At 36.2% G+C, this 25,844-nt stretch carries 14 protein-coding genes; 3 read left to right on the top strand and 11 right to left on the bottom strand.

Annotated elements, in window-relative coordinates; genetic code table 11:
• Window positions 1-279 precede the first annotated feature (279 nt).
• The 5 genes from AAY42_RS07860 to pdxR form a co-directional block, all read right to left on the bottom strand.
• Window positions 280-1,992, bottom strand: coding sequence for a RagB/SusD family nutrient uptake outer membrane protein (locus AAY42_RS07860; RefSeq protein ID WP_082433364.1), 1,713 nt, complete (start codon window positions 1,990-1,992; stop codon window positions 280-282).
• A gap of 10 nt (window positions 1,993-2,002) precedes the next feature.
• Window positions 2,003-5,293, bottom strand: coding sequence for a SusC/RagA family TonB-linked outer membrane protein (locus AAY42_RS07865; protein WP_055393960.1), 3,291 nt, complete (start codon window positions 5,291-5,293; stop codon window positions 2,003-2,005).
• Between the two features lie 549 nt (window positions 5,294-5,842).
• Window positions 5,843-6,553 carry a LytR/AlgR family response regulator transcription factor gene (locus AAY42_RS07870; RefSeq protein ID WP_055393962.1) on the bottom strand — a complete coding sequence of 237 codons (711 nt, stop codon included), beginning with the start codon at window positions 6,551-6,553 and terminating at the stop codon, window positions 5,843-5,845.
• Window positions 6,554-6,607: 54 nt separating this feature from the next.
• Window positions 6,608-7,663, bottom strand: a complete 1,056-nt coding sequence (locus AAY42_RS07875) for a sensor histidine kinase (RefSeq protein WP_055393964.1) — start codon at window positions 7,661-7,663, stop codon at window positions 6,608-6,610.
• 238 nt (window positions 7,664-7,901) lie between these two features.
• Complete coding sequence (gene pdxR / locus AAY42_RS07880) at window positions 7,902-9,392, bottom strand: MocR-like pyridoxine biosynthesis transcription factor PdxR (RefSeq protein ID WP_175288741.1); 1,491 nt, start codon at window positions 9,390-9,392, stop codon at window positions 7,902-7,904.
• Between the two features lie 263 nt (window positions 9,393-9,655).
• Here pdxR and AAY42_RS07885 point away from each other — a divergent pair, with 263 nt between their 5' ends.
• Genes AAY42_RS07885 through AAY42_RS07895 form a run of 3 tightly spaced genes read left to right on the top strand, consistent with a single transcriptional unit; the run spans window position 9,656 to window position 13,468 of the window.
• Window positions 9,656-10,528 carry an aminotransferase class IV gene (locus tag AAY42_RS07885; protein WP_055393967.1) on the top strand — a complete coding sequence of 291 codons (873 nt, stop codon included), beginning with the start codon at window positions 9,656-9,658 and terminating at the stop codon, window positions 10,526-10,528.
• Between the two features lie 55 nt (window positions 10,529-10,583).
• Window positions 10,584-11,876: a M20/M25/M40 family metallo-hydrolase gene (locus tag AAY42_RS07890; RefSeq protein ID WP_055393969.1), complete on the top strand. Its 1,293-nt coding sequence runs from the start codon at window positions 10,584-10,586 to the stop codon at window positions 11,874-11,876.
• Window positions 11,877-11,887: 11 nt separating this feature from the next.
• Window positions 11,888-13,468, top strand: coding sequence for an N-acyl-D-amino-acid deacylase family protein (locus AAY42_RS07895; protein WP_055393971.1), 1,581 nt, complete (start codon window positions 11,888-11,890; stop codon window positions 13,466-13,468).
• Window positions 13,469-13,568: 100 nt separating this feature from the next.
• Here the strand turns inward: AAY42_RS07895 and AAY42_RS07900 are convergent, their stop codons facing one another.
• From AAY42_RS07900 to AAY42_RS07930, 6 genes are all read right to left on the bottom strand, one after another.
• Window positions 13,569-14,990: a SusD/RagB family nutrient-binding outer membrane lipoprotein gene (locus tag AAY42_RS07900; RefSeq protein ID WP_055393973.1), complete on the bottom strand. Its 1,422-nt coding sequence runs from the start codon at window positions 14,988-14,990 to the stop codon at window positions 13,569-13,571.
• 13 nt (window positions 14,991-15,003) lie between these two features.
• Window positions 15,004-18,237, bottom strand: a complete 3,234-nt coding sequence (locus AAY42_RS07905) for a SusC/RagA family TonB-linked outer membrane protein (protein ID WP_055393975.1) — start codon at window positions 18,235-18,237, stop codon at window positions 15,004-15,006.
• Window positions 18,238-18,265: 28 nt separating this feature from the next.
• Complete coding sequence (locus AAY42_RS07910; RefSeq protein WP_055393977.1) at window positions 18,266-19,507, bottom strand: M14 family metallopeptidase; 1,242 nt, start codon at window positions 19,505-19,507, stop codon at window positions 18,266-18,268.
• A 440-nt stretch (window positions 19,508-19,947) separates the two neighbouring features.
• Entirely contained in the window at window positions 19,948-22,764 is a 2,817-nt protein-coding gene (locus AAY42_RS07915) for a M16 family metallopeptidase (RefSeq protein ID WP_055393980.1), read from the bottom strand.
• Between the two features lie 323 nt (window positions 22,765-23,087).
• Window positions 23,088-23,876 (bottom strand): hypothetical protein, encoded by a 789-nt coding sequence (locus AAY42_RS07920; RefSeq protein ID WP_055393982.1) that lies wholly within the window; start codon window positions 23,874-23,876, stop codon window positions 23,088-23,090.
• Between the two features lie 620 nt (window positions 23,877-24,496).
• Window positions 24,497-25,837, bottom strand: coding sequence for a RagB/SusD family nutrient uptake outer membrane protein (locus tag AAY42_RS07930; RefSeq protein ID WP_055393986.1), 1,341 nt, complete (start codon window positions 25,835-25,837; stop codon window positions 24,497-24,499).
• Window positions 25,838-25,844: the final 7 nt, after the last annotated feature.

Raw genomic sequence — 25,844 nt, forward strand, 5'->3', positions numbered from 1 at the left:
ATTATTATTGTCATACACTAATTCTCATATTGTTTCAAACGCTTCTAGATATCATCAGTGACAATTTTCATTTAAATAGCTTCATTTTCCATACGCTAAATAATTTCAATACACTAATTGGGAGAAGCTTCAATTGGATTATAAAATCTTATATAGAAGAATTAGAATAAAGAGCTCCGAGGTAACACCGCCGGAGCCCTTGCTTGAACTGCTCTAAACTAAACTAACTCTAACTATTTCTTTTAATCAAACAACAAACATTGCAAAGAGCACTATTTATTACCAACCTGGGTTTTGATCCAGGTTTGGATTAAGGATTAATTCATCTAATGGTATAGGCAATAAATAAACTCTAGTCTCGTCAAAATTGAAATTTCCTGTTGCTGCGAAAGGTAAAATATAACCATCCGCATCCAGCGTTACACTTGTTGGAGCCAATTCAACATTCACAATGCCATCGTCATAAAAAGCTCCTCTAGGTTGATCACCATCAATAAGCGCATGCGCTCTCCATCTATATATGTCATTGGCCCTAAACCCTTCTGCCATAAGTTCAACAGAACGTTCTCTTCTTATCTCATAGAGAACATCCGATAAAGTATAGCCATAGTTAGGCCAATCTGGATCCGCAGTAATTGCTCCCAAAGTCATGCTTGGCATACTTACACGGGCTCGTAATAGATTTATGGATTTATCCAAATCTCCCTGGGTGATTGATCCTAATTCTGCCTTGGCTTCTGCAAAAATTAATAGGACCTCAGCATAACGCATTATTATTCTAGAGGTCTCTCTAGTAAAGTTGCTACGATCAGCATCAATATTCACATCCCTGTATTTTTGGGACTCATATCCAGTAAGACCTGCGTTGGCAGTAGTAAAATCTGGATTAGCCCAAAGAATTTCACTATCATCGGTATCTTTCACCAAAACATCACCAGGCACCATAATAGTGGCCGCAAGTCTTGGGTCCCTATTGTCCTCTATAGTTGATAGGTCCTGATCTCCTTGATAAAGAGGACTTACCGAAATAGGATCACCATCGGTACATAAATAACTACGGACGGCAAATCTTGTATAGCCACATCTGTTTGGCCAAGACAGTTGAAGAACATTATTAATGCCCAAGTTTAGATCATCATAGTCTCTCCAAAGCATTACCTCACTGTTGCCACTCAATCCAATTTGATTAAAAAGCGAACCATAGTCACTATGCAATGAAAACACACCACTATCCATTATATCTTCTGCAGTTTCAGCGGCAATTTGTAAATAAGAGGTGCCATCGGAGCCGACAACGCCGAAATCAGTTCCATTATGATACTTTTCCCAAGTACCTTCATAAAGGGCTACCCTGGCTTTTAGCAGTTGCGCAGCTTCCTTACTTATGCGGGGATTCCCATCAATTTCTGGAAAAGATTGTAGCATAGATATGGCCATGTCCAAATCAGCAATGATAAAATCCGCCACTTCATTTCGAGGGTTTCTTGGTGCAAAAACAAATTCTTCATCTTGATCCGTAAAATATTGGTCAAAAATTGGTGCTGCACCATAGCGTTCCAATAAATTAACATAGTGATAAGCTCTAAAGAAAAAACCTTCACCCCTGTATTGATTAATCAGTACTTCATCCCCTTCAGCTTGTAATGAACGGTCTAAAAAAAAGTTGGTCTCTCGAACCTCATCAAAACTCCATACTGTATTGCTAGCTGACGTAGGGACATCTAAACTTATACCACTGAGTCTATTACTGGGATTTTCAGCAGTACCCATGTCCTCACTCATATCTGGCAGCACATTGAAGCCAACACTTGTGGACTGCCATCCAGGAAGATCGGCATAAAAGGCATTAGCGGCGGTTCTTAAATCTTGAGGCGTTTTATAGAAGGAAGCTTCCGTTATAGTATCTAAAGGTGTTCTTTCCAAGAAGTCGTCATCGCAAGACGAAAGACAAATCAGTGAACACAAAACGAATGTCTTAAATATATTTTTCATGATTTTTTTTTTAAAATGATACGTTTAGACCTAGTGAGACAATCTTGGACAATGGGTAGGACTGTGCACTACCAAATGTACCCGCTGTAACTATTTCAGGGTCAAAAAACAAGAGATCATCAATAGTGATAAGGTTTTCACCCGTTGCAAATAACCTAATCGTGTTAATACCAAACTTTTCAGTAGTTTCCCTAGGGATAGTATATCCTATTTGCAAACTCTTTAATCGTGCATAAGCTCCATTTTGTATATACCTATCTACAGCATACCGATAATTTCTGTTATTTCTGCCCGGATTTGCCGTATATGGAGCTGGAAAATAGGCATCGGTATTTGGTCCTAAAGGGCTTTCTGTGTCAGCAGCTCTAAAATAATCCAAATGTTCTTCCCACACGTTAATATGGAATGGACCCTGTCCAGGACCTCTAAATCTTTGGTGATTTGACAACAATACATCGCGTTTTCCCACACCTTGAACCAACATATTAAAATCAAAGTTTTTGTAATTCATAGCCAAGGTTGCAGAATATTGATATCGCGGCGTGGAATTTCCAATAATATCCCAATCTCCAGTGTCACCCACAACAAATTCCCCTCTGTCAATTACACCATCATCATTAAGGTCTTTGTATTTGGTATCTCCTGCTTCAAAATCTCCATTTACAAAAGATTGATCTATGGGATAGGTATCATACTCATCATCTGTTTGGAACCAACCATCCCACTGTAATCCCCAAATTTCTCCAAGATCTTGACCTTCATAAAATGATTGTGCCAAAGAGCCTGTTTCGTTAGGATATTCTACCATTGTTCTTTGGTAATCTGATAATACTCCTCTTATGCTAAAACCAAAATCCCCGAATTGCTGTCTCCACGAAGCTTCCACTTCCCATCCTTCAACTCGCGATGTTCCTATATTTGTCAAAGCAGCAGAGGTACCTAGCTGAGAAGGTAAATCCAACCCTTGCGCCGCTATACCCTCAATATCCGTTCTATACCAAGAAAAGGCTACATCGAGTTTATTGAACGCTTGAAGGTCAAAGCCAATGTCAGTGGTTTTGACTGTCTCCCATGTTAAATTTTGGGTAACTAAATCTGGCGTATCAGAGGATACTTCTTGCTGCCCATTAAATAAGAAAGACCCTCCTGGTGAATTTATATCTATGGTAGATAAATATTGGTTAAGAGGAACATTTTGATTCCCCAAAGTACCATAGGACCCCCTCAACTTAAAGGTTTGTATGGCATCAATAGGCCAAAAATCCTCTCTTGCAACATTGTATCCAGCAGAATAACTAGGGAAGCCAGACCATCTGTTATCTGGTTCAAATCTTGATGAGCCATCCCTTCGATAACTAAATTCCAATAAATACTTTTCTTTGTAATTATATCTGAACCTACTAAAAACACTTTGGGTTGCCCAATGTGTTATAGTTTCATTTACTTCTTGAAGATCATCTAATGAAGCATTTAAAGAGACTATGTTATTCGTAACTAAAAAATCCGTTTGTCCGTTTAAGGCATGGAATTTATTTACCTCACTTTGATAACCAGCAAGTACGTCTATATTATGATTTCCAAGTGACGCATTGTATGTGGCAAAAAGGTTTGGGGAAAAATATTCTTGGTTTTGAAACGTTACACCATAAAAAGTACTGGCTTGAACGGGCGCATCAATTAAGCCTTGAGGCCTTATCACTTGATTTGATAGAATGCTTGACTCCAGGGTATTATTGTCTCTTCTGTAATTTAAGTTGGCATTAAACTTTAAATTTTTAATAGGTTCAATAATAATTCGAGGCAATAAAACAAGTTGATCGTTCTCCGTTGTAGAACGCTGCGTATCCCAAAACATGAAATAATTATGTTGCAATTGACCCGAACCGTATATTGGGTCTACTAAAGGAATACCTGGCTTTAATTTTGAAATTAAATCCAATGCCCTAGATTTATTTCTTGCATTCGTATCTCCAGCCGATGCTATAGGAAAATCAGAATTGCTTTTTCTTAATTTAGTCAAAAGTTCTAAGGTCAACCAATCTTTAGGCTTGGCTGAAATTTTGGCATCCACATTATATCTCTGGAAAGATTCATCACCAACCTTTAAGAGCCCATCTTCATCATAAGCACCAACCGATAAGTAATAATTCAATTCTTCGGTTCCTCCACTAAGACTTAGATTATGCTTGGTACGTTGTGCCCACTTCTTTAGAATAACTTCCTCCCAGTTTGTGGCACCTGTTGCATCAATCCCAATAGAAGAATAACTCCAGTTCGTATTTGCCGCATTTGCTGTAATACTAGGAGCACTTCCAGGGTTTTCCATATTTGCCAGAATATTCGCCAAATCCGTTTCATCATGATATGGATTTTGATTATTGTTTATTCGAGCATCATTTACTGCATAGGCAAAGTTGATTGGACTTGCATTTTTTGGCCATCTTGTAGGTTTGGTAAATGAAACACTTGTACTGTAATTTACTCTCATTTTTCCATTACTGTTCTTACCACTTTTGGTTATAACCAATACGGCTCCACCTGCAGCACGGGAACCATATATAGAAGCGGCTGCAGCATCTTTAAGTACAGAAACAGATTCTATATCCTCTGGATCAATATCATTTAAGCTTTGTTCAATACCATCAATAAGTACTAATGGACCGGCATTACTTATACCACTGTTTTCAGTAAGATCCGTAGTTATAAAACCACGAATATTAATGTTTGATGGTGCACCAGGTTCACCACCAGACGAAGAGTTGGTAATCTGCAGACCAGGCACAGTTCCTTGTAACGATCTAAAAGCGTTAGCTGTAGGTCTGTTTTGAAAAACCTCAGCTCCCACTTGAGATACGGCTGCAGTTAAATTCACCTTCTTCTGTGTACCATATCCTACAACCACAACTTCATCAAGTATGGATGTATCTTCTTCAAGCGTTACATTTAGATTTGTTTGATTGCTTATTGCTATTTCCTTGGTAGCAAAACCTATATAGGTAAATACCAGAGTAGCTCCGTCCGGTACGGAAATGGTATAGTTACCATCAAAATCTGTTTGGGTACCATTAACAGTACCTTTTTCAACAATACTGGCTCCCGGAAGTGGATTGCCATCCGCATCTGTTACAACACCTGTAACTTGCTGTTGCACTGTTTTAGCTTTGTTCAACATTTTCCCATCTTCAACATCATTGGGCATAAACCCAAATACCGTTGTAAAACTGAGAAAAACAAAGACTTTCGTAAAAATCAATACTCTTCTTCTAAGATAAGGAAGAGCGCTGTTTGGTTTGGTTCTCATAAACTTGTCTAGTTAACAATTGGTAATAAATTAGTTAAGTTTTTTAGGAATTAAATCCTCTCATTATAATAGCCTTGGTCTTACTAAAACTTAAGATGTTTGGACTATTCTATCTTTGTTAAAGCCTTTGAAACTTCTTCAATACAAATTCCTATTGGGCTTTAGCAATATGTCAATCTAAATTGTCAAAAATCCGTAGTTATAAAATTGTAAAGCAAAACCAATTTTAAGTGGTAGCCTTACAATTTTTTTCACTACTCTTAATGATAAGTTAAACTTAGATATTTGATTTTCCTGCATCTTAAAATTTCGACCAACAACTTTTCTCAATCGACCAAAATTGTGAGAATTTTATGAAAAAATTTTCTTAAAAAGATTGTTGAGGCGTAATTCTTACAACTCTGGAGCGAATTGATTTTTTACGTTTTCGCAACACCATCTGTTTGGATTAACATGCCTTTTTATTCCTTTTAAAAGAAAAATAAGGAGTATTCGCAAAGCCTTCTGAAAGTAATCCTTTATGATTTTAAAAGACTAGTATTCCTTAAACTATATGGAAGAATTCAGGATTTTTTGTTTAGCCTCATCCAGATAAGATCTACCTATCACATATCTTAGGCCTTCAATTTCAACACTATTTCCTTCAACCGCATCTATTTTATCCAGAGCTATGGTATATGATCTATGAATCCGGATAAAATCCCGTTCCGGCAACAAATTGGTGAAATCAGATAGGGTACTGTGAATTATGTATTTACCGGTAGTAGTGTTGATCCGTAAATAATCCTTTAACGATTCCACTACCAATATTTCATCTAAAAAAATCTTTTTCATCTTCTTCTTGTCAATCTTGACAAAAATATATGGACGGTCTTTATTACTTTCAGCTGAAGCCTTGGAACCATCAAGCCTTCTATTTATCTTGTTCAATGCCTTCATAAACCTGGGAAACTCGATAGGCTTGATCAAATAGTCCAATACATCCAGTTCGTAGGTCTCAATTGCAAATTCATCATATGCACTAGTAATAATCAATAAGGGAGGAGATTCTAGGCTTTTAATAAAACTGATGCCATCCAATACTGGCATGTTGATATCCAAGAAAATAACATCTACTTCATTGCTCTTAAGAAAATTTAGTCCGTCAATTCCATTACTAAATGTATCCGTAACCTCAAAATCTTCAATTTGTTCCAAATACTTTTTAATAATGCTGATGGCCAACGGTTCATCATCAATAATTAAGCACTTTATTTTCATCAATCTAAATTTTCTTTTTCCAAGACCAACCTTATGCAGTTCTTTTGAACAGTCTTAAACCTTGATCTTAAGTTTAACCACAAACATATTGTTCGTATTGTTAATGGTTAATTTATAATCACTTCGTTTGTATCCTAAAGCAAGTCTTTTTTTAACATTTTCCAAACCTATGCCATTGGATTGACTAAAGCGTTTTTCATCCTTAACCGGAGCCGGCATGGGATTGGAAATTTTAAAATACAGAAAATCATTTTTAACAGCTAGGTCAATATCAATTTTAACTTTTCCTATATTCTTGTTCACTCCATGCTTGAAAGCGTTTTCTACAAACGACAGCAACAATATGGGCGCAATCTTTTTATCTTGGATATCTCCAGAAATGGACATGTCAATTTCCAACAGTTCGTTATGGCGAACTTTTTCCAAATCCAAATAATTTTGAATGCATAAGATTTCATTTTCCAACGTCTGCTTCCTGTTTTTGGTTTCGTAAAGCAAATAACGCATCAGCTCAGATAACTTAAGGATAATTTTGGGAGTGTTTTTTGACTTTTCAACGGCAAGAGAATAAATGTTGTTCAGCGTATTAAAAAAGAAGTGTGGTGAAATCTGCGTTTTTAAAAACAACAATTCCGTTTCCAATTGTGCTTTTTCAAGATCCGTGACCCTTTTATGCTCTGCTAAAAAATCCAGTGTTATTTTAATTGCCGTAACAAAGGTCACCACATATAATTCCCCAATCATCATATCAATGGTATAATTGAGTGTTATCTTATTAATCGTTGCCGGTCCTTCTGGCCAAACATCTTGACTTACCAAAAAGTACGTAAGATTAAACTTGACCAATACCATTAAAAATATAGCGGACAAAATGAATATAATGTAGGACAAATACCTTTTCTTGAAAACCAACTTTGGCATCAAAAAATAAATATTGAAGTAACACAGAGCCATGTGGATAGGGAAACCCAATAAATTGGTCTTAAAGGAATATCCATAATCGTCAAAATAGCTTCCCCATCTAAAAACATTGAACAGAAAATATACGGACCAAAAGGTAATGTGATGTACCAATGATACCTTATATAGTTGTCTGGAGTCAAAATTCATTTTTGAGAGATGCTTGGTTGGTTGGCCTTATTGGCTTCAAATCAGCTGATTCTTTGTTCACCTGATTTCGTTTTCCTGCAGTTAAATTTATGAATTTTTAAATACTGAAATTTTTTTTTCATTTAGAAGGTAAACTCTTTTTATCAAAATTCATTCTCCGTTCTCCAATCGGAACTACACAAACCACCAACTTTTTGTACATCAATTCAACCTTATAAAAAGTCCAATTTAATACCATTTATGATCTTTGGTAGTCATAAAAAGTTCTGGACATTTTTTCCAGTTTTTGCTTGATTACTGGTTTACTGACAGATGAAAAACCCATTACCAATCCTTTTTCCTTTTCGTTTCTCAAAAAGTACTTGCTATATGGAAAAGATACAATTCCATCATCCATCAATACTTTGGTTATCTCAATATCATTCATATCATCAGGAAGTCTGGCCATAAGATGAAGGCCTTGGTTGGCCGGTTGAATCTTTATGTTTTTGTCAAAAAGATTTTGAAACTGATCTACAAAAAATAGCTTACGCTCATTAACAACTTGAATGACTTTTCTTAAATGCTGATTAATATAGTCCTTCTCAATAAAATCTGACATAACCTTTTGGGTAACCGGAGAGATAAATCGAAAGGATTGTTCAAACATGGCTTTAATGCTATCCACAAAATGTGGAGGTGCAATTAAATACCCCAATCTTATTGAAGGATGCAATATTTTATTAAACGTTCCCTGATAAAAAACCCGATGCCCCTTATCCAAACCAAATATGGAGGTAATTGGACTTTCCCAGTTGCTAAATTCATTATCATAATCGTCTTCAATAATCATCATCTTATTTTCCTTGGCCCAATCCAAAAGTTCCAATCTCCTTTTTAAACTCATTTGAACACCAGTGGGATATTGATTTGAAGGCGTAGTATAAATCAGCTTCCCTTTCTTAAGTTTAACCTTGTCCAAGCTTGAAATTGATAGTCCTTCTGAATCGATTTGAGTTGGAATAACCCTTGCTTTCAAACTTTTAAAAACAGCAAGCGCATTTGCATATGTAGGATTTTCAACAACTACTTCATCATCTGCATTTATAAGTAAATCCCCTATAATGGATAGGGAATGTAATGAGCCCGTAACTATGATGATCTGTGAATAGTCGCACTGAATATTCCTGTAGAGTTTTAAATAATCCGCTATATTTTTTCTTAAACAGTCTAAACCAAGTGTATGCTTATAGGACATATCGGAATATTTGATATCTCTCCAATAATTATTGGTCAACTTTTGCCATTGTCTTACCGGAAAAACATCTAAAGGCGGTAAACCTGGTCTAAAAGCAATGCCCCGCTCATGTCCTCTGTTCATTAAGGTGACATTGGCACTAAATTGGGTTGCCCTCTTTGAGATATCGGGATACTTCGTTGCTTCCTTTTGGGTTCTTAGACTATACTTTATTTTCTTGTTCCTTATATCATTTACATAAAATCCAGAACCCTGCACTGAATAAACGTAATTTTCCAAGCACAGTATTTCATAGGCCTTCACTACCGTGCTTCGCGATAAGCCCATATCCTGGGCTAGCAATCGGGTTGGGGGTAACTGATATCCTTGCACCAGTTTTTTTTTGTTGATGGCGTTTATGAAAGAGTTTGAAAGTTTCACATAGAGACTTTGTCCTCCTTCCGTTGAACTAAAGCCATGTGAAATAAGTAAGCTGTTAAGTTTGGTCTTCAAAATTGAAACGCTGTAAAAAATAAAATTGGTATGGGAAAGGTAGAAAAACATTTCATAATATTGATTTGGTCATTTAAATAACTAAATATTAAATATTTAATTGAAAATAATGATTCAAATAACCCAAATCGATTGAATTCCTCTTGACAATAAAATAGAGGCTTTACTTTTAGAAAAAAGACTCTAAAACCCTTACCTGCCTATGTTGGTCACAATGCACCCGGATACCCATTGCAAATGCAACATATACTTTCATTCTTACTATGAATAATTATCCTGAAAACGTATATATAAATGGAAAAATAGTTCCTCATGAAGAAGCTAAAATCTCCATTTTTGATAGAGGTTTTTTATTTGGAGATGGTGTATATGAAGTAATGGTTCAAATTGGCAAAAACTTTTTTTATGGCGAAGAACATCTGGATAGGCTTGCGGGGTGTCTTAAAAAAATAGGCTTGGATTTTAATGTCTCCACCCTATTTAAAGAAATTGAAAATTTATTACTTGCTACAAAACTAGATGATAAAAGTTGTATGGTCTACATTCAAATTACAAGAGGAGTTGCCATTAGGTCGCATGCTTTTCCAAAAGCTCCACAACCAACAATTGTAATGTATGCAGTTCCATTTACATTGCCGGACATCAACCAAAAGAGTATTGCTACAGTTACGACTGTTGACAATAGATGGCACCGATGCGATATTAAAACCACTTCCCTACTGGGAAATGTAATGGCAAACAATCTAGCAGCTGAGCAAGGAATGTACGAATCAATTTTTATACGAAATGGAAATGTAACAGAAGCATCCCATAGCAATGTTTTTTTTGTGAAAGACAAGATTGTTTATACCCACCCTGCCAACGCATACATATTGAATGGCATTACGAGACAGCTTGTTATACAGCTATGTAAAAAGCTTGAAATAGAGGTTAAAGAAGATGCAATCCCAGCGGAAAATATCAGTAAAATGGATGAGGCTTTTCTAACGGGTACCGCTACGCAAATAGCATCTATTGGTAGTATTGATAGCCATTTTTATACTTCTGATGGAACTATTGGCCCCATCACACAAAGACTTCAAAATGCTTTTTTAGAATTAAAACAAAATCTGAACAGAAAATCCATAACCATTTAGCACTACTTTTATGAATGGGAAGCTCTAATATGTTTATGAACCAAAACTAAATTCAATGAAAATAATCAACCTTACGAGTATCCTAATTGTATTGATAACCAATATTCATTTTGTCCTTGGTCAAGAAATACCTCAACCTGAAAAATCTTATATAAAGGAGATTATAAAGCTTGGCGAAAGAAAAGCTGTAAAAAAAGCTTTTGCCATTGTGGATGATATTGAGAACGAAACCAATAAGGATCTTATCGTATTAACGGAAATTCCTGCCCCACCGTTTAAAGAAAGTGTGAGAGCGGAAAAGTTTAAATCCATGCTTGAAGATGCTGGAGCAGATAAAGTATGGATTGATGAAATAGGAAACGTAATTGGGTTAAAAAAAGGTTCGGAAGAAGGTAAAGTAGTTGCTTTGGACGCTCACTTGGACACGGTTTTTCCTGAAGACACAGATGTTACTGTCAAACAAAAAGGAGATACACTCTATGCCCCTGGAATTGGAGATGATACAAGAGGACTCGCAATGATCATTGCAACTGTAAAAGCAATCAAAAAAGCAGAAGTAAGAACAAAATCCGATATTTTATTCATCGGATCTGTTGGTGAAGAAGGTTTAGGTGATCTTAGAGGTGTAAAACATCTATTTAAAAAAGGTAAAACTAAAATTGATTCTTGGATTTCCATAGATGGTGGAAAAATGGGAAGGGTTAACAACGCTGGTTTGGGTTCTGTGAGGTACAAAGCCGTTTTTTCTGGAAAAGGAGGACATTCATGGGGTGCGTTTGGCTTGGCCAATCCGCATCATGCCTTAGGAGCCTCCATTAAGGAGTTTACTTTACACGCATCGGAATTTACTTCAAAAGGCCCAAAAACAAGTTTTAATATTGGTCGTATCGGGGGTGGCACCTCAGTAAATTCCATTCCTTTTGAATCTTGGATGGAAGTAGACATGAGGTCTATCAGTGCGGAAAGACTCAAACAAATAGATAGCATATTTAAAGTATCGATGCGGAAAGCTGTGGATGAATACAACGAATCTGGAGTGAAAGATTCAATAAAATTGGAACTGGTTAAAATTGGGGATAGACCCTCGGGAGAAACTCCAATTGAGAATGCCCTGGTACAACGGGCAATTGCAGTTTCCAACTACTTTAATGCAGAACCAAAACTAACCATTGGGTCCACAAATGCCAATATTCCAATATCAATGGGCATTCCCGCTATAACCATAGGCCGTGGAGGAAAAGGAGGTTCGGCTCATTCTTTAGGTGAATGGTGGATGAACGACAATGGTGCTGAAGCAATAAAACTGGCTCTGCTACTTACCTTGGCCGAAGCAGGAATATCAAAATAAATCGGGAATACATGAAGAATAAAGTAATCTTTCAATTGGTTTTAGTAGCGATTTGTCTTTCTGGTTGCGGCAAACAACCGTATGACATTCTTATTTTAAACGGAGAAGTTTATGATGGCTCCGGCAATGCTCCTTTTAATGCCGATATCGCAATCAAAGATTCTGTTATTGTAAACATTGGAGACCTATCCGAATTTAAGGCCGTTAGAACAATCGATGCCAAAGGTCTTGCAGTTGCCCCAGGTTTCATAGACATGCATGCCCATTTGGACCCACTTTTGGAGCTTTCAGACTGCGAAAGTCATATAAGACAGGGGGTTACCACTGCATTGGGAGGTCCGGATGGTTCCAGTCCTTGGCCAATGAAGTCGTATATGGATACTCTTAAGCAGATAGGAATTGGAATGAATGTGGCCTATTTAATCGGACATAATACTGTTCGGAAAAATGTGATGAACCTTGATAATAGAGCGCCAACAGCAAAGGAACTGGAGGAAATGAAAGCACAGGTGCAACAAGCCATGGAAGATGGAGCATTTGGCTTATCTACAGGTCTTAAATATTTGCCCGGAGCTTTCTCCAAGGTAGAAGAGGTTATAGACCTTTCAAAGGAAGCCTCCAAAATGGATGGCATTTACACCTCGCATCTAAGAGATGAAGGTCTTGGACTTTTCGATGCCGTGGCGGAAGCAATTAGCATCTCTAAAAAGGCGGATATTCCTGTGATACTCACCCATCATAAAGCCATAGGAAAACCAATGTGGGGGAAAAGTACAGTTACATTGGCAATGGTAGATTCAGCCAGAGCCTCAGGTTTAGATATTAAAATGGACCAGTACCCGTATAGTGCAAGCCATACAGGAATTTCCGTTCTTATTCCAAGTTGGGCAAGGGCTGGTGGAACTGAAGCTTTTAAGGAAAGAGTGAAAAATGTACAACTTAGAGATAGTATTAAAGCGGGAATAATTTATAATATTCTAAATGATAGAGGTGGAAACGATTTAACCCGTATTCAATTTGCCAAAGTAAAATGGATGAAGGAGTTGGAAGGTAAAACACTAAAATACTGGTGCGAATTAAGAGAACTGGAACCCACTCTAGAGAATGGTGCCGATTTAGTTATAGAAGCTCAAGTCAATGGAGGTGCCTCTTGTATCTATCATGCTATGCATGAAGAGGATGTAGAACGTATCATGAAACATCCCCAAACCATGATTGCATCTGATGGCCGGCTCGTGAAACCAGGACAAGGACATCCCCATCCTAGATGGTACGGTACATTCCCAAGGGTACTGGGGCATTATGTTAGGGAAAAATCAACTATTACCCTTCCTGAAGCAATCTATAAAATGACCTCGCTACCAGCCACCTCACTTGGACTAGCAAATAGAGGGGCGATTAAAAAAGATATGATGGCGGATATTGTCATTTTTGATTCCAATACTATTATTGATAAATCAACATTTGAGGAGCCCCATCAGTATTCAGAAGGAATTCATTATGTCTTGATTAATGGTCAAATTTCCATTGATGAATCAAAATTCAAGAGCTTGAAAGCGGGGAGGGTATTGCGAAAAAATGCTTCAAAATAGCATAAAACAGATTTTCTTGTCAACCAATAAAAAAGGGATGCAAATTGCATCCCTTTTTAAAGTGAGAAACTAAGCTAACTCAAATTAACTGCTAACCATTTTATTGATTAACAGGTGTTGGCGTAAACAAATCCGGTATTGGGTTAGGAATGTTGCTATTATTATTAATTTCTTCCTGAGCATATAAAAAGCGCTGCGGGTTTACGGTTACTGTGGTACTGTTCAAAGGAAATGGTACTAAAATATCCGTTTCCGCACGTAATCTTCTAACATCATTAAAAGGCATATATGTACTGAAACCAGTGACATATCGCTCTTCGATGATTTCTCGAAGTACCGCTCTATCCGTAGCAATGTTATCCGCATTTTCCATACCACCAGCTTCAAAGTCAGCAAGCACATAGGAATCGTAGTTAAAGGTCTCATCGCCGGCTATAAGATTAAACGCAGCGCCTGTGTCCAAATAAGCCCTAAGTTCATTCAACTTATCAATGGCACCTTGTACATCATCATTGGCCCTTATCAAGCATTCTGCCCAAATAAGTAGATTCTCCTCGTAACTAACCAACTTCATTGGCGTAGTAGCGTCATCAATACCCCCTGTTTGCTCTCCATCTCCACTGATATAGGAATAGCTTGCTCTAGCTGTTTCGTCTGTTTTAGCATTACTTCTGCTACTTGCGCCAGCTGGGTCTACCAAATCTCTATAAAATGTACCGTCACCTGTCATATCTCCAGCTCTTGAGCTATTAACGAAATTGAATAAAAGGTTACTATTCCCATTAACGTCTCCAATAGGATTATAAGACATAGTGCCCGCGCTACTACTGATGCCATTAACAACATTTGCCAATGCTTGGGCATACTGTTTTGTTTGTAAATAGTATCGAGCTTTTAATGTATATGCAGCTGCAACCCAACTATCTCCATCTCCTCCGAAATAGTTATCCTGATCATCCGTATTGCTTGTGGTTGAACCATTTTGCAATTTAGGAATCGCATTGTCCAATAAGGTTTGTAATGCGGCATACACATCAGCCTGCCCATCTAAAGTTGGGTCTTCTGAAGCTATTCCTGGATTATCTGGTACAGCTGTGGAGTAAGGTATATCTCCAAAAAGAGATGCTGCGGTACCTACCGCCAATGCCTCATTTACATCAACAATACCTTGTAGCAAACCAACATCGGGAGAAAGTCTTCGTATTTCCTTATTCTGAACCAAAATACCATTGTATAGATGCCCCCAGACAGCATCGGAATCCCCAGGGGTGTAATCATAATTATACAGTGTTTGTTGCACCAATTGCAATCCAATCAACCCTCCTGTATAATACATGCTTGTTCTTGCTAGCTGTCCTTGCTGTACTTGGGCATTTGCCAATAAGGTTCCTCTAAGCAGTAAATCTCCGGAAGGAACCTCTACTAACTGATTTGGATTTTCATTTACATCTAAATAATCATCACAACCGGATGCAGATGTCAGAAAAATCAACGATAAAATTATTTTGTATCTAGATTTCATAACTTCCTACTGATTAAAAATTAAAATTGATTCCAAAAGCATAAGTCCTTGCCCCAGGATTAGAGAAATAATCCAAACCGCGAGCCCTACCAACACCAAATTGATTGATATCGGGATCAATACCTACAACATCTGTCCAGATAATCAAATTACGACCTGAAGCTGTAAACTCTACTGAATCCAAGCCTGTAGCTTTTCTAAAATTATCTGAATTGATTGTGTAGGAAAGTGATAACTCCCTAAGTCGGGTCCAGCTGCCATCTTCAACTGCGAACTCATTTAGTACTCCATCTCCAAAACCGTATAGGGAGGTATAATAATCTTCATCCAATAGCACATTTCCACCACCAAAATTTCCTATGTTTCCCCTAACTACTGAACCAGCAGGAATCACATCGCCATCATAGTTCACAAGGTCTTCACTAAGCGTGATTGTATTGCCTACATCTGCATGTGTACCAAAGAAAGATAAAATAAACCGGGTTCGCTGTGCCAAATCATTTCCTTGACTAGTATCGAACGATGCGGCCAATGACAAATTCTTGTAAGACAAATCAAATTGAAAACCACCTCTCCAATCTGGGTTTGGGTCTCCAACAATAAGATTTCCTCCTGTATCTATCTGTGGAAAACCATTGGCGTCTAAAACAAAACTTCCATCATCATTTCTCAAAGCTCCTTGCGTATATAGAACACCTAAAGGTTGGCCATCTATAGCAACGGACTGAATTGAGGTCCCTTCTGAAAACTCTTGGATAAATTCTCCATTACCTTGTACTCCACGTACTATATTTTCGTTTTTGCTATAGTTTAATGCAATGGAACCTCTCCAATCTTGATTTCTGAGAAAATCATACCGGAATTCAATCTCAATACCATCATTTTCTATCGAAGCTCCATTGGCATATATTTCATCAAAACCAAGTGATGGAACCAAAGCAAGGTCCAATAAAACGTCTTCCGTGGTATTGGTATAATATGTCGTGGACAATGCTAACCTGTTTCTTAGGAATCGAAGATCTAGACCTACTTCATATTCTGTTTTGATTTCAGGTTTTAGCTCCGCATTTCCTAAACGCTCATCCAATTGGAAACCTCCTCCAAAATTTTCCAGGGTAATTTCATCAGAAAATGATGAAAATGTTCCAACTTCAAACACTGTCTGTTCCCTGTGTGCAATAGGAACGTTTGCTACCTGACCATAAGCCAACCGTATTTTACCAAAAGACAAGGGTCCGGTATCTTTTAATGCCTTTGTAAACGTCCAACCCAATTCGGCACTGGGATAAAAGAAACCATTATTGGATTTTGGCAATACAGAATGCTTTTCATAAGCACCACCCAGTTGTAAAACCAACTGATCTGCATAATCAAAATTCGCAGTACCATAAAAACGGATGTTTTTTCTAGAAGTTCTGGTAGTTTCAGAGGTTATGTTTTCAATTGCTGAGAGTTCTGCGGCATCCAATGGGCTTCTAAAATTAGCAATGAAATTGTCCGCAGCGGTAAAAATTCGTTTACGCCTTCTATCATTAATACCAAACCCAACTATTATGTTTGTGTTTAATTTTTCGGTCAACTCGTAATTAAAATTTGTCAATAAATCCCCGTTATATTCCTCATTATTAATGGTTTCATCATTTAACAGACCATATCGTCTAGCGGCACCTGCCGTATAATATGGGAAAAAATAAACTCTTGTATCAACATAGAAATCCACACCACCTCTTACAATAGTACTTATGTTGTCATTCCATTGATACGTAACTTCTCCAGTACCAATTAACCTATTTACTTTGGCCGTACTTTGCTGCTCGTTAATGGTCCACAATGGATTGTTATAGATTGCATTATCAGTGTTAGCCAAATACCTTCGGTAAGCACGGTGCCTATTTGGTGTAATAGATCCTGTATCACTGTGATAATTACCAATATAATCAGATTGATCAAAATCTGCAGGTGTACGTAACAGCCCTAAATATAAACCTGCGGTATTTGAACCTTGCTGCGTTCTATTTGACCCTGTATGCACATAATTGGCCTTAAAATTGGTTCTTAACTTGTCCGTCAAGTTTTGGGTCATGTTAATTGAAAAATTAGTTTTCTTATAAGTACTACTATTAACGATCCCTTCTTGATTTACGTTACCAGCGCTTATAAAGTATGTTCCTTTGTCAGTACCGCTACTTACAGAAACTCGATTATCATAGGTAATACCCGTTCCAAAAACCTGATCAAAGTTTCTGTCGGTGAAAACTTCTCTTGAATTCTTTTGCGTTATTGGGTATATAATATTATCGGAAACCAAGGATTCGAAAAACTCACCTGAAGTATCCACATCATCTGCTCCACCGGATCGATCCGCTATAATATCACCCCAAGATCGTTGCGCGGTAGGACTAAAACTTCCGCCATTACCTTGTCCAAAGGTAGTCTGCAATGGATGTTTGTATGAAATTTTGTCTATTGCAATACCTGAAGAAAATGAAACATCAAATTTTCCAGCTTTACCCTTCTTTGTGGTAATTACAATTACACCATTCAAGGCTCTTGAACCATATAATGCACCTGCCGAAGCTCCTTTAAAAACCTGAAATGATTCAATGTCGTCTGGATTGATATCATTTAAACGTGATTGTTGAGATACACCAGCGGATTCATCACTATCTCCAGACCCTGAAATATTGTCATTGTTTAGTGGAATACCATCCACAACAATCAAAGGTTGGCTTGAACCGCTTAGTGAACTTGTTCCCCTAATCTGAATATTGGAACCTGCTCCCGGGTCACCAGAAGTTGCATTAATACTTACACCGGCTGCTTTACCAGCCATTCCATCAATAATCTTGTTTTCCACCGGCTGAACAAGTTTGTCCGCATCAATCTTTGAATAGGTAGATGCCATTTTATCTCGTTGTTCTACAAAACCAAGTGCGGTTACTACAACTTCAGATAAACTTTCTGCATCCGATTCCAGTGCAAAATTCATTGTAGTTTCCGAACCAATAGTCCGTTCTTCAGTTTTGTATCCAATAAAAGATACCACAAGTGTTTCTCCTGAGTTTGCTTCAATGGTATAATTTCCATCAAAATCGGTCGTAGTTCCATTGGTAGTCCCTTTTACAAAAACTGAAGCCCCTGGCAAGGGACCTGTCTCATCGGAGACCGTTCCAGAAATCGAAATTTGGGAATACCCAATTCCTGCCACTAGAAAAAATAGCAAGAGTGTTAAGGTTGATTTTCTCATAAAGTAAATTGTTTTTGAGTGTTAATTTTTAGTTAGTTGTTAATAATTTCATCATTTCATTAGCTGATATTTTTCCTTTTAATGTTATAAAATCCCTTGGGGTCTCATCCCCTATTTCATACGTTATCCCAACTGCATTGAAGCGTTTTAAGAACCAGCCTTTAGATACGGGTCTTGTGCTAGTGGCACTTTTTTCATTTACCTTATAATTTGGAATGTTGGCTTCCAGGCTAGCAAACCAGTCCGAAACAAAACTGGGAAGATTGGTGTTTTCCCGCTGAACATTGGTGTAAAAAACATCGTGCCATGTAGAGTGAAAATCCAATCCCAATAGTACTTTCACCTTGTACTCTTTTACAAGCTGTTCTATCCTGCTAACTACCGCAGCTATTTCTGGTTGCCTGTACTTGCTCCAATCCCTATTAAGGTCAACACCTCCTGCATTATGCCTCCAATGCCCTAAATCCACACCATCTGGATTCATTAGTGGAAACGCTAAAACACGATACTTTTTAAAAAAAGCAGTGTTAAGATCCGTAGGCTTTACCACAGTCTCCAAAAAACTTTGAAATGCCAAATAACCTGTAACCTCTGGTGGATGCTGTCTCGTTAACAGTACAATAATATCTTTACCCTCGGAAGAACCATCATAAATATCAAGCATGGGGATATCATTCCCCAGATGGCTTTTCCCTATTATATTAACCCGTGTTCTAGAAGAAGTTTTGGTTTGAAGTTCAGTATACCAACTCTTGACATTTTGTATTGTTTGAAGTTCCTGTGCAGCTATAAGTACAGTATCTGGAGATATTTTAATCTTAAGGATGGCTACACTATCCATGTGTGAGAACATGGTAGAGTCGGCCTGCTGCCATGATCCATTGGCAACCTTGTATTTTGGAATGTATCTATGCTGGTAACCGTTTGGATACTCAAATTGGAAATTAATTTGTTTTTTCTTAGCACCCCAAGCTTTAAATGCAAAATATGCACTATTATTTATGGGCTGATTTTCTGGCTGAACTTGTACAATTATAGTGCTATCATTCTTGACGCTTATATCATTTAATCTAGCACTTGGAAAATCATTACTTACATAAACTCCCATGTCAGGTATAAACTTAGTTTGCCTATCCTGTAGGGTTATTGGCTTATCTTGGGTATCAATCTTTTTTGGAAACTTAACGGTTCGGAGACCCGAACATGAAGAACACAAAACAGCAAGAAATATTGCGAGTTTAGGAGATAAAAATCTTGCGGGGTTCAGCATGATTTTGAGGTTTTGAATTAGCTATTCATTCCTAAATTAAGGTTAATTTAACATAAATGATACATACCAATTCATGCTTTAAAAGCATACCAATTAAATAGTCTATATTCTAAAAAGTAAACCCCGATAATAATTAACCTCTACTTATTCAAGTTCTTATGACATTCCTAAAATTGGTCCCATCATTTAAATGTTATTCTAAAAATTCACATTTTGAAATTCACATTTACTAAACCCCGAGTTTTATTCTTTTAAGTGTATAAAATTATTTTTAACCCATATTTTTAATATCAAGAGCATATTTTTTTTGTTTTATTACTCTCTTTTACAATCAATTTTTATTAAATCAAACCACCATATCATTTCAAGTTCCGCAAAAGTTTAAACAAAACATCCCTAAAACTATAAATTTTAGGGATGTTTCATTCTGGTAAAGAATTCTATCGCACTTTTTCCGGTATTAAAATAAATTCTGCATAATTTTTTATATCAAAATAGGTGTTTGCAGCATCTTTAAACATTTTAGAATCTATTTTATTAATCTTAGTCTCATAATCTAAAATCGACTCAGGATTTAATTTGTACTCATAAGCGTTTTTTAATTTACCAGCCCAATAACTATTGTATTCCAAATATTCTTTAGCATTAGCTAATTCTGCTTCTTTAATTTTATTTACATCTTCTTTAGATGCCCCATTTTTCTTTAGTTTTTCTATTTCTTCAAAAACTTTTTCTTTTAATTTATCAACATTTTCAGGGTCGCAGGTAAATCGAATATTCATTCTATGCCAATCATAAGGTTTATCCGAAGCAAAGCCTGAAACTTGAACACCATATACACCAGACATTTTTTCGCGCATTTCCTCTGTTAATTTTATCTTTAACAATTTACCGAGTAAACTTAATTTGTCCTTCTCTTCAAGTGAAAAATCAAATGCAGAAGTAAAACGCATATCAACTTTGCTTTTGTCATCTATCCCTTTTACAATAGTTTCTTTGATAGCACCACCCTCTGCATATCTTAACCCAGTATCTTTCCACATACTTTTCTCGTTTAAATTTGATGGAAGACTTCCTAGATACAGCTTCACAAATTCTTTAAGAATATCGATATCAAAACTGCCTACAAAAACAAAAGTGAAGCCATTTGCAGACGAAAAACGGTCTTTGTAAAAATCATATACCTCATCCAAATCCAGTTCATTTTCAATTTGCTGTTCAGTTAAAGGAATTGCCCTAAGGTGATTTCCTGTCATGACCTCACTTATTCTTTTTTCGAACAAAGTTCCCGGACTACTGTCCTGATCTTTATATACAGACTTTAAGTTTTCCTTATTGGCCTCAAAAACAGCAGCATCTTTATTAGGCTTGGTAAAATATAAATTTACCATTTGGAGCATTCGTTCAAGATCTGCCGATGAACTACTGCCAGAAAACAAATCATCAAAATAATTTATACGTGGTGAAACTTTTACAGTTTTACCCATATTTATTTTTTTTAAATCTGTTTTTGATATGTCATTAATACCACTACTCCCTACTATAATTCCTGCATATCTTGCAGAAACATATAAAGAATCCGGGGCAACCGAACTCCCTCCGGGCCTGAAACCGCTCATGGAAATTAAGTCATTTTGAAACTGTGTTGGTTTTGCAATAACCGTAACACCATTGGCCAGTTTCCAGGTTGTAACATCTATCTTTTCATTATATTCAGAACTTTTAATTTTGCCAGGTTTAGGTCTAACATCCATCAATTTAGCATCACCAAGATTATCTTTGTAAGGCTTAATATCTTTTGATGCTACATCATTAAGTATTTGAAGAACTTCATTTTCTGAAGGCAATACTAAGTCTGATTTTTCGATAGCGTTTACAACCACAGCTATATTATCTTTCCTAACCCATTCTTTGGCAATTTTATTTACTTCCCCAACTTGAATTGTTGGTAAAATATCCTTATAAAATTCATATATGAATTCATCACTTGGAATGGGTTCATTATCTGTGAAATTATCGATATACTTTTCTATGTAATACTGTTTTGAGGATAGCTTTCCTGTTTCTTTTCTACGTATATCGGCATTATTTAACAATAGTGCCTTATAACGTTCAAACTCCGGGGGCGTAAAACCGTATTGCCTTGCACGTTCACTTTCCGTGAGCAAAGCATCTATACCATTGTTAATGTTATTTTCCTTGAGACTGGCTCTTAGGTAATAACAATCCATATTTCCTAGAAAGTTACCAATTACAGCACTTGCCGATAAAAATGGTGCATTTGGTATCAATGCTACTTCGGAGAGTCTTTGACGTAACATACCCGTATATATTTTTTGTAATAATACCTGCCTGTAATCGCCTAAAGTTGTTACATCCTTTTCTTCCTTTTTAATATATATCGATATACTTACTCCTCTGGCTTCTTTATCAGAAATTACAGTGACTGTGGGTTCTTGATTTTCGGGAATCTCATAATAGATCCTTTCTTTTGGGTTAATTACCGGTTTAATGCTTTCAAATAACTTTTTTATTTTGCTTTCAACTTCAGCAACATCAAAATCCCCGACCAATACCAAAGCCATTAAATCTGGACGGTACCAGTCTCTATAAAAGCGTTTCATGGCTTCGTACTTAGAATTCATAATAACATCCAAAGTCCCAATTGGCGATCTTGAAGCGTATCTGGAATTATTTGTAATTACGGGAATAGATTGATAATACATACGCATGCCTGCACCGCTCCTGGCTCTTAACTCTTCTGCAACAACACCTCTTTCGTTATCTATCTCTTCATCATCAAATGTAATCCCGTCTGCCCAATCACGTAATACCTGTAAACTTGTGTCAAAAGTTTCTGTGTCTGTTGGTACAGACAATTTATATACGGTTTCATCAAAACCTGTATGGGCATTTAAATCGGCTCCAAACTCAATTCCTAAGCTCTGGAGGTAATCTATAAGTTCATTTTTGGGGAAGTTCTTAGTCCCGTTAAAAGCCATATGTTCCAAAAAATGTGCTAATCCTTGTTGATCTTCGTCTTCTAAAACAGACCCCGCTTTTACTACGAGTCGTAATTCCGCTTTATTCTTTGGTTTTGCATTGTGTCTTATATAATAGGTTAAGCCATTTTTTAATTTGCCCATTTTTACTGATGGATCCATGGGAATATTGGTGTTTAAGTCTTCAACTTGCCCTAGCAGACTAAAACTGAATACGTATAAAATTGATGTTAGTAGTGCTGTTATTTGTTTCATGATTGATTAATTATATAATTAATTGTTACTAAAAACACAGATTATCCTATTCGCATTTTTAGCTAGTATAGATACATCACATGCTTCTTTAAATCAAAAGATTACATTAAATTTTAAAAAAATTGCCAAAGCAAATATCTTTTTATTTTGCTTTGGCAATTATTGCACAATTGTTTCGAAAATAGAAGGCTTTCCATATTCAGGTCATACATTCAACTAGTCCAAAAGACATATTTGAAAACTAGTATTATATTGATTTGATTCTCTGTATGTTTAGCACTCAGCTTAAAACCAGTTTTAACAAAATTTATAAAAAACATTAACTACAAACAACTATTAAAACCACAATCTGCATAAGCAGCTAACACACAAAGAGTATCCGAAGGGCTACAATTCAAACTATTCAAAACACAATTCACGCACTCAGAAAAACAATCTGGGTATTCATTTTGGTTTATTTGTGCATCTCCGTCTTGATCCAAAGCATTGAAATTAAATCCATTGCATGAGAATGGGCTAATTGGTCCATCATCTACAATCTGAAATTCCTCGATACTAATTTGCCCATTCCCGTTAATATCTACGATAGAAAACAATGGAAAATAACATTGACAACTCAAGGCATTTGACGTTTTGCTGGATAAGGAATCATTTTTATATTCCCTTTTAAAGAATAAATTTCTGTCAAATGGAGAAGCCCCCACTATTATCTTTTCTATATTATCATCATTATAATAAGTTTCAACAGAATGAATTACTGATTTAAATTTTGTTAAATCTGAATCTAGAAAATAGACAAACAAATTTTCTGACATGTGCCTATCAGAACTTTTAAACGGAATAGATATAGCATATTTACCTTCACCACCTTTAAATTTAATCATACTGACCTCATCTAAATTTAAATCGAGACCATTGACATTTGTACTTGAGAGAAAAGCATTTAAACTTTCATTATTAGAGTCAATTTCATGAATGCCTTCTACATTGTCAGGTAGAACTTGTTGAAATTCAGACTCGATATCACTACTTATTAAACTTTGTGTTTCATCGTTCTCACTATTACAGGAAAAAACAAAAACTAGGCTCAGTATAACTATTATTTTTTTCATGATATTAAAATTTTAATTATTAAAATATTTTATTGTAAAGTCTGCGAGGTTTATTGGTCTTCCAATATATCCCTCTAGTTATTAGTTAGATACTTTGTCTCATTGGCAAATACGTTTTAAGGTTAAACATGAAGAACTGTTTATATCTATTAGCCCTTAATCAGAGGTTTATTTTCCTTAAAACTAAAAAGCATTGGTGCAGAAATATAGCATCATATGTTAAATTGTAGTATTTTACTTACTTTTTATTTTATACTTTGATTTAAAATGAAAGCCCGAAATCGTTCCTTCTTTTGTATATATATAACTTCGTTTATGTCTGCTGTATATAATAGGACATTTAAAGTCCTTTTTGAGTTCATCAATCAAACTATATAAACTCCTTTTGGAAATGTTTAGCTTTTTTGCACATTCTTCCGGATTTCCAGTAGACTCTAGCCTGATAAGCTGGTCTAATTGCTCTATCCTATTAATATATTTGCGCAATACCATAATTATTAAGGCTAAGTTCAACTACTCAAAAAATCATATTAAATCTTAGTAGAATAGAGCTCTAAACCTTTGGGGAAGTCCAAAGCCCTATTTTCAAAAAACTAACTCAAATCAAATAATACTTGTAGTTACTCGTACCCAGGGTTTTGCGCTCCAAATACCAAATTTGCTTCTAACTCAGAAACTGGTATGGGAAGTATATATTGATCTGGACTTGTTACATCAACCTTTATCTCTTCCAGTTTTCCAAAACGAATAGCTGCTGATAACACCGTACCTGTTTCAAAACATAGCTCTTTTACATACTCATCAAAAACTAAATCCAATAGTTCTTGTTGTGTTGTATAAATCAATGCTGGAGCGGCACCACTGTAAGCTCTGTTTCGAATTATATTCAGTGTTGCTTCTGCTTCTGTTAATTGATTTAATCTTGCCTGACACTCTGCTTTTATTAAATAGACTTCTGCCAAACGCATAAAATTTCTTGGGCCACCACCAATTTCCGAAGTATATATTTTTTTAACTCTGTTATTACTGTCATCATATGAGTATGGTGCTCTTGGGTCATCAAGTAAATAATCCTTTATCCAATCTGATGCCTTTATAGCGGTTTGATAGTAAAAGGAAAATTTACTTGATTGCCCTTCTGCAGCCACTCTTGTAAAAATGACTTCGCTATTCGCTTCACCATTGCTAAAAATATCTTCAAAATTGGGTTCCAATGTAACTTCCCCCGAAGCTATTACCTCATCTACCAAACCAATTGCTTCCGTATAATTAGCCTCTCCTCCCATGTATAGCAATACATTTGCCTTATAAGCCTTAGCTGTTGTGGAAGATGCGTAATAATTTTGTGAAAAAATTACATTACGGGCTATACTTTCATCCAGATCACTTACAATAAAATCATAACTTTCTTGTACCGATGACCTTGCAATCTGACTATTTGCAACTGTAGAAAGCTCTTTTTTTAGAACAATCCCATAAGCACTTGAAACATCGTAAAATTGTCCAAAGAGACGTAAAACTTCAAAATGACCAAAGGCTCTCATAAAGTAAGCCTCTCCTAAAATTCTTTTAGATTCTGCTTCTGAGACCAAAGTATTACCAGATACGTTTTTTATTGTTGCATTTGCAGAGTTTGCAACGGCATAAATATTCTCATAAATGTTATTTATAATTCCAGAAGAAGGCTCAAAGCCATTACTTGCCGCCTCATTGTAATAAGCTGCAGTGCTACCAGGTATCACCGAACCATCCATAAGAGGTGTCGTAATTTCAGCAAACTGATGTATATATGTTCCATTTAATTGCGTATATACCCCAACCAGTGAGGTTTGCGCACTTTTATCATCCGTTACCAGTTGTTCCTCAAATAGATAATTTTCTGGTTTCACATCGAGCACATCATCACAAGAGCTCAATAAGATACCAGCAAAAACGCTCAATAAAATAGTTATATTTTTCATGATATTA

The sequence above is a fragment of the Flagellimonas eckloniae genome (genome assembly GCF_001413955.1).
In the GTDB taxonomy this organism is placed as follows: domain Bacteria; phylum Bacteroidota; class Bacteroidia; order Flavobacteriales; family Flavobacteriaceae; genus Flagellimonas; species Flagellimonas eckloniae.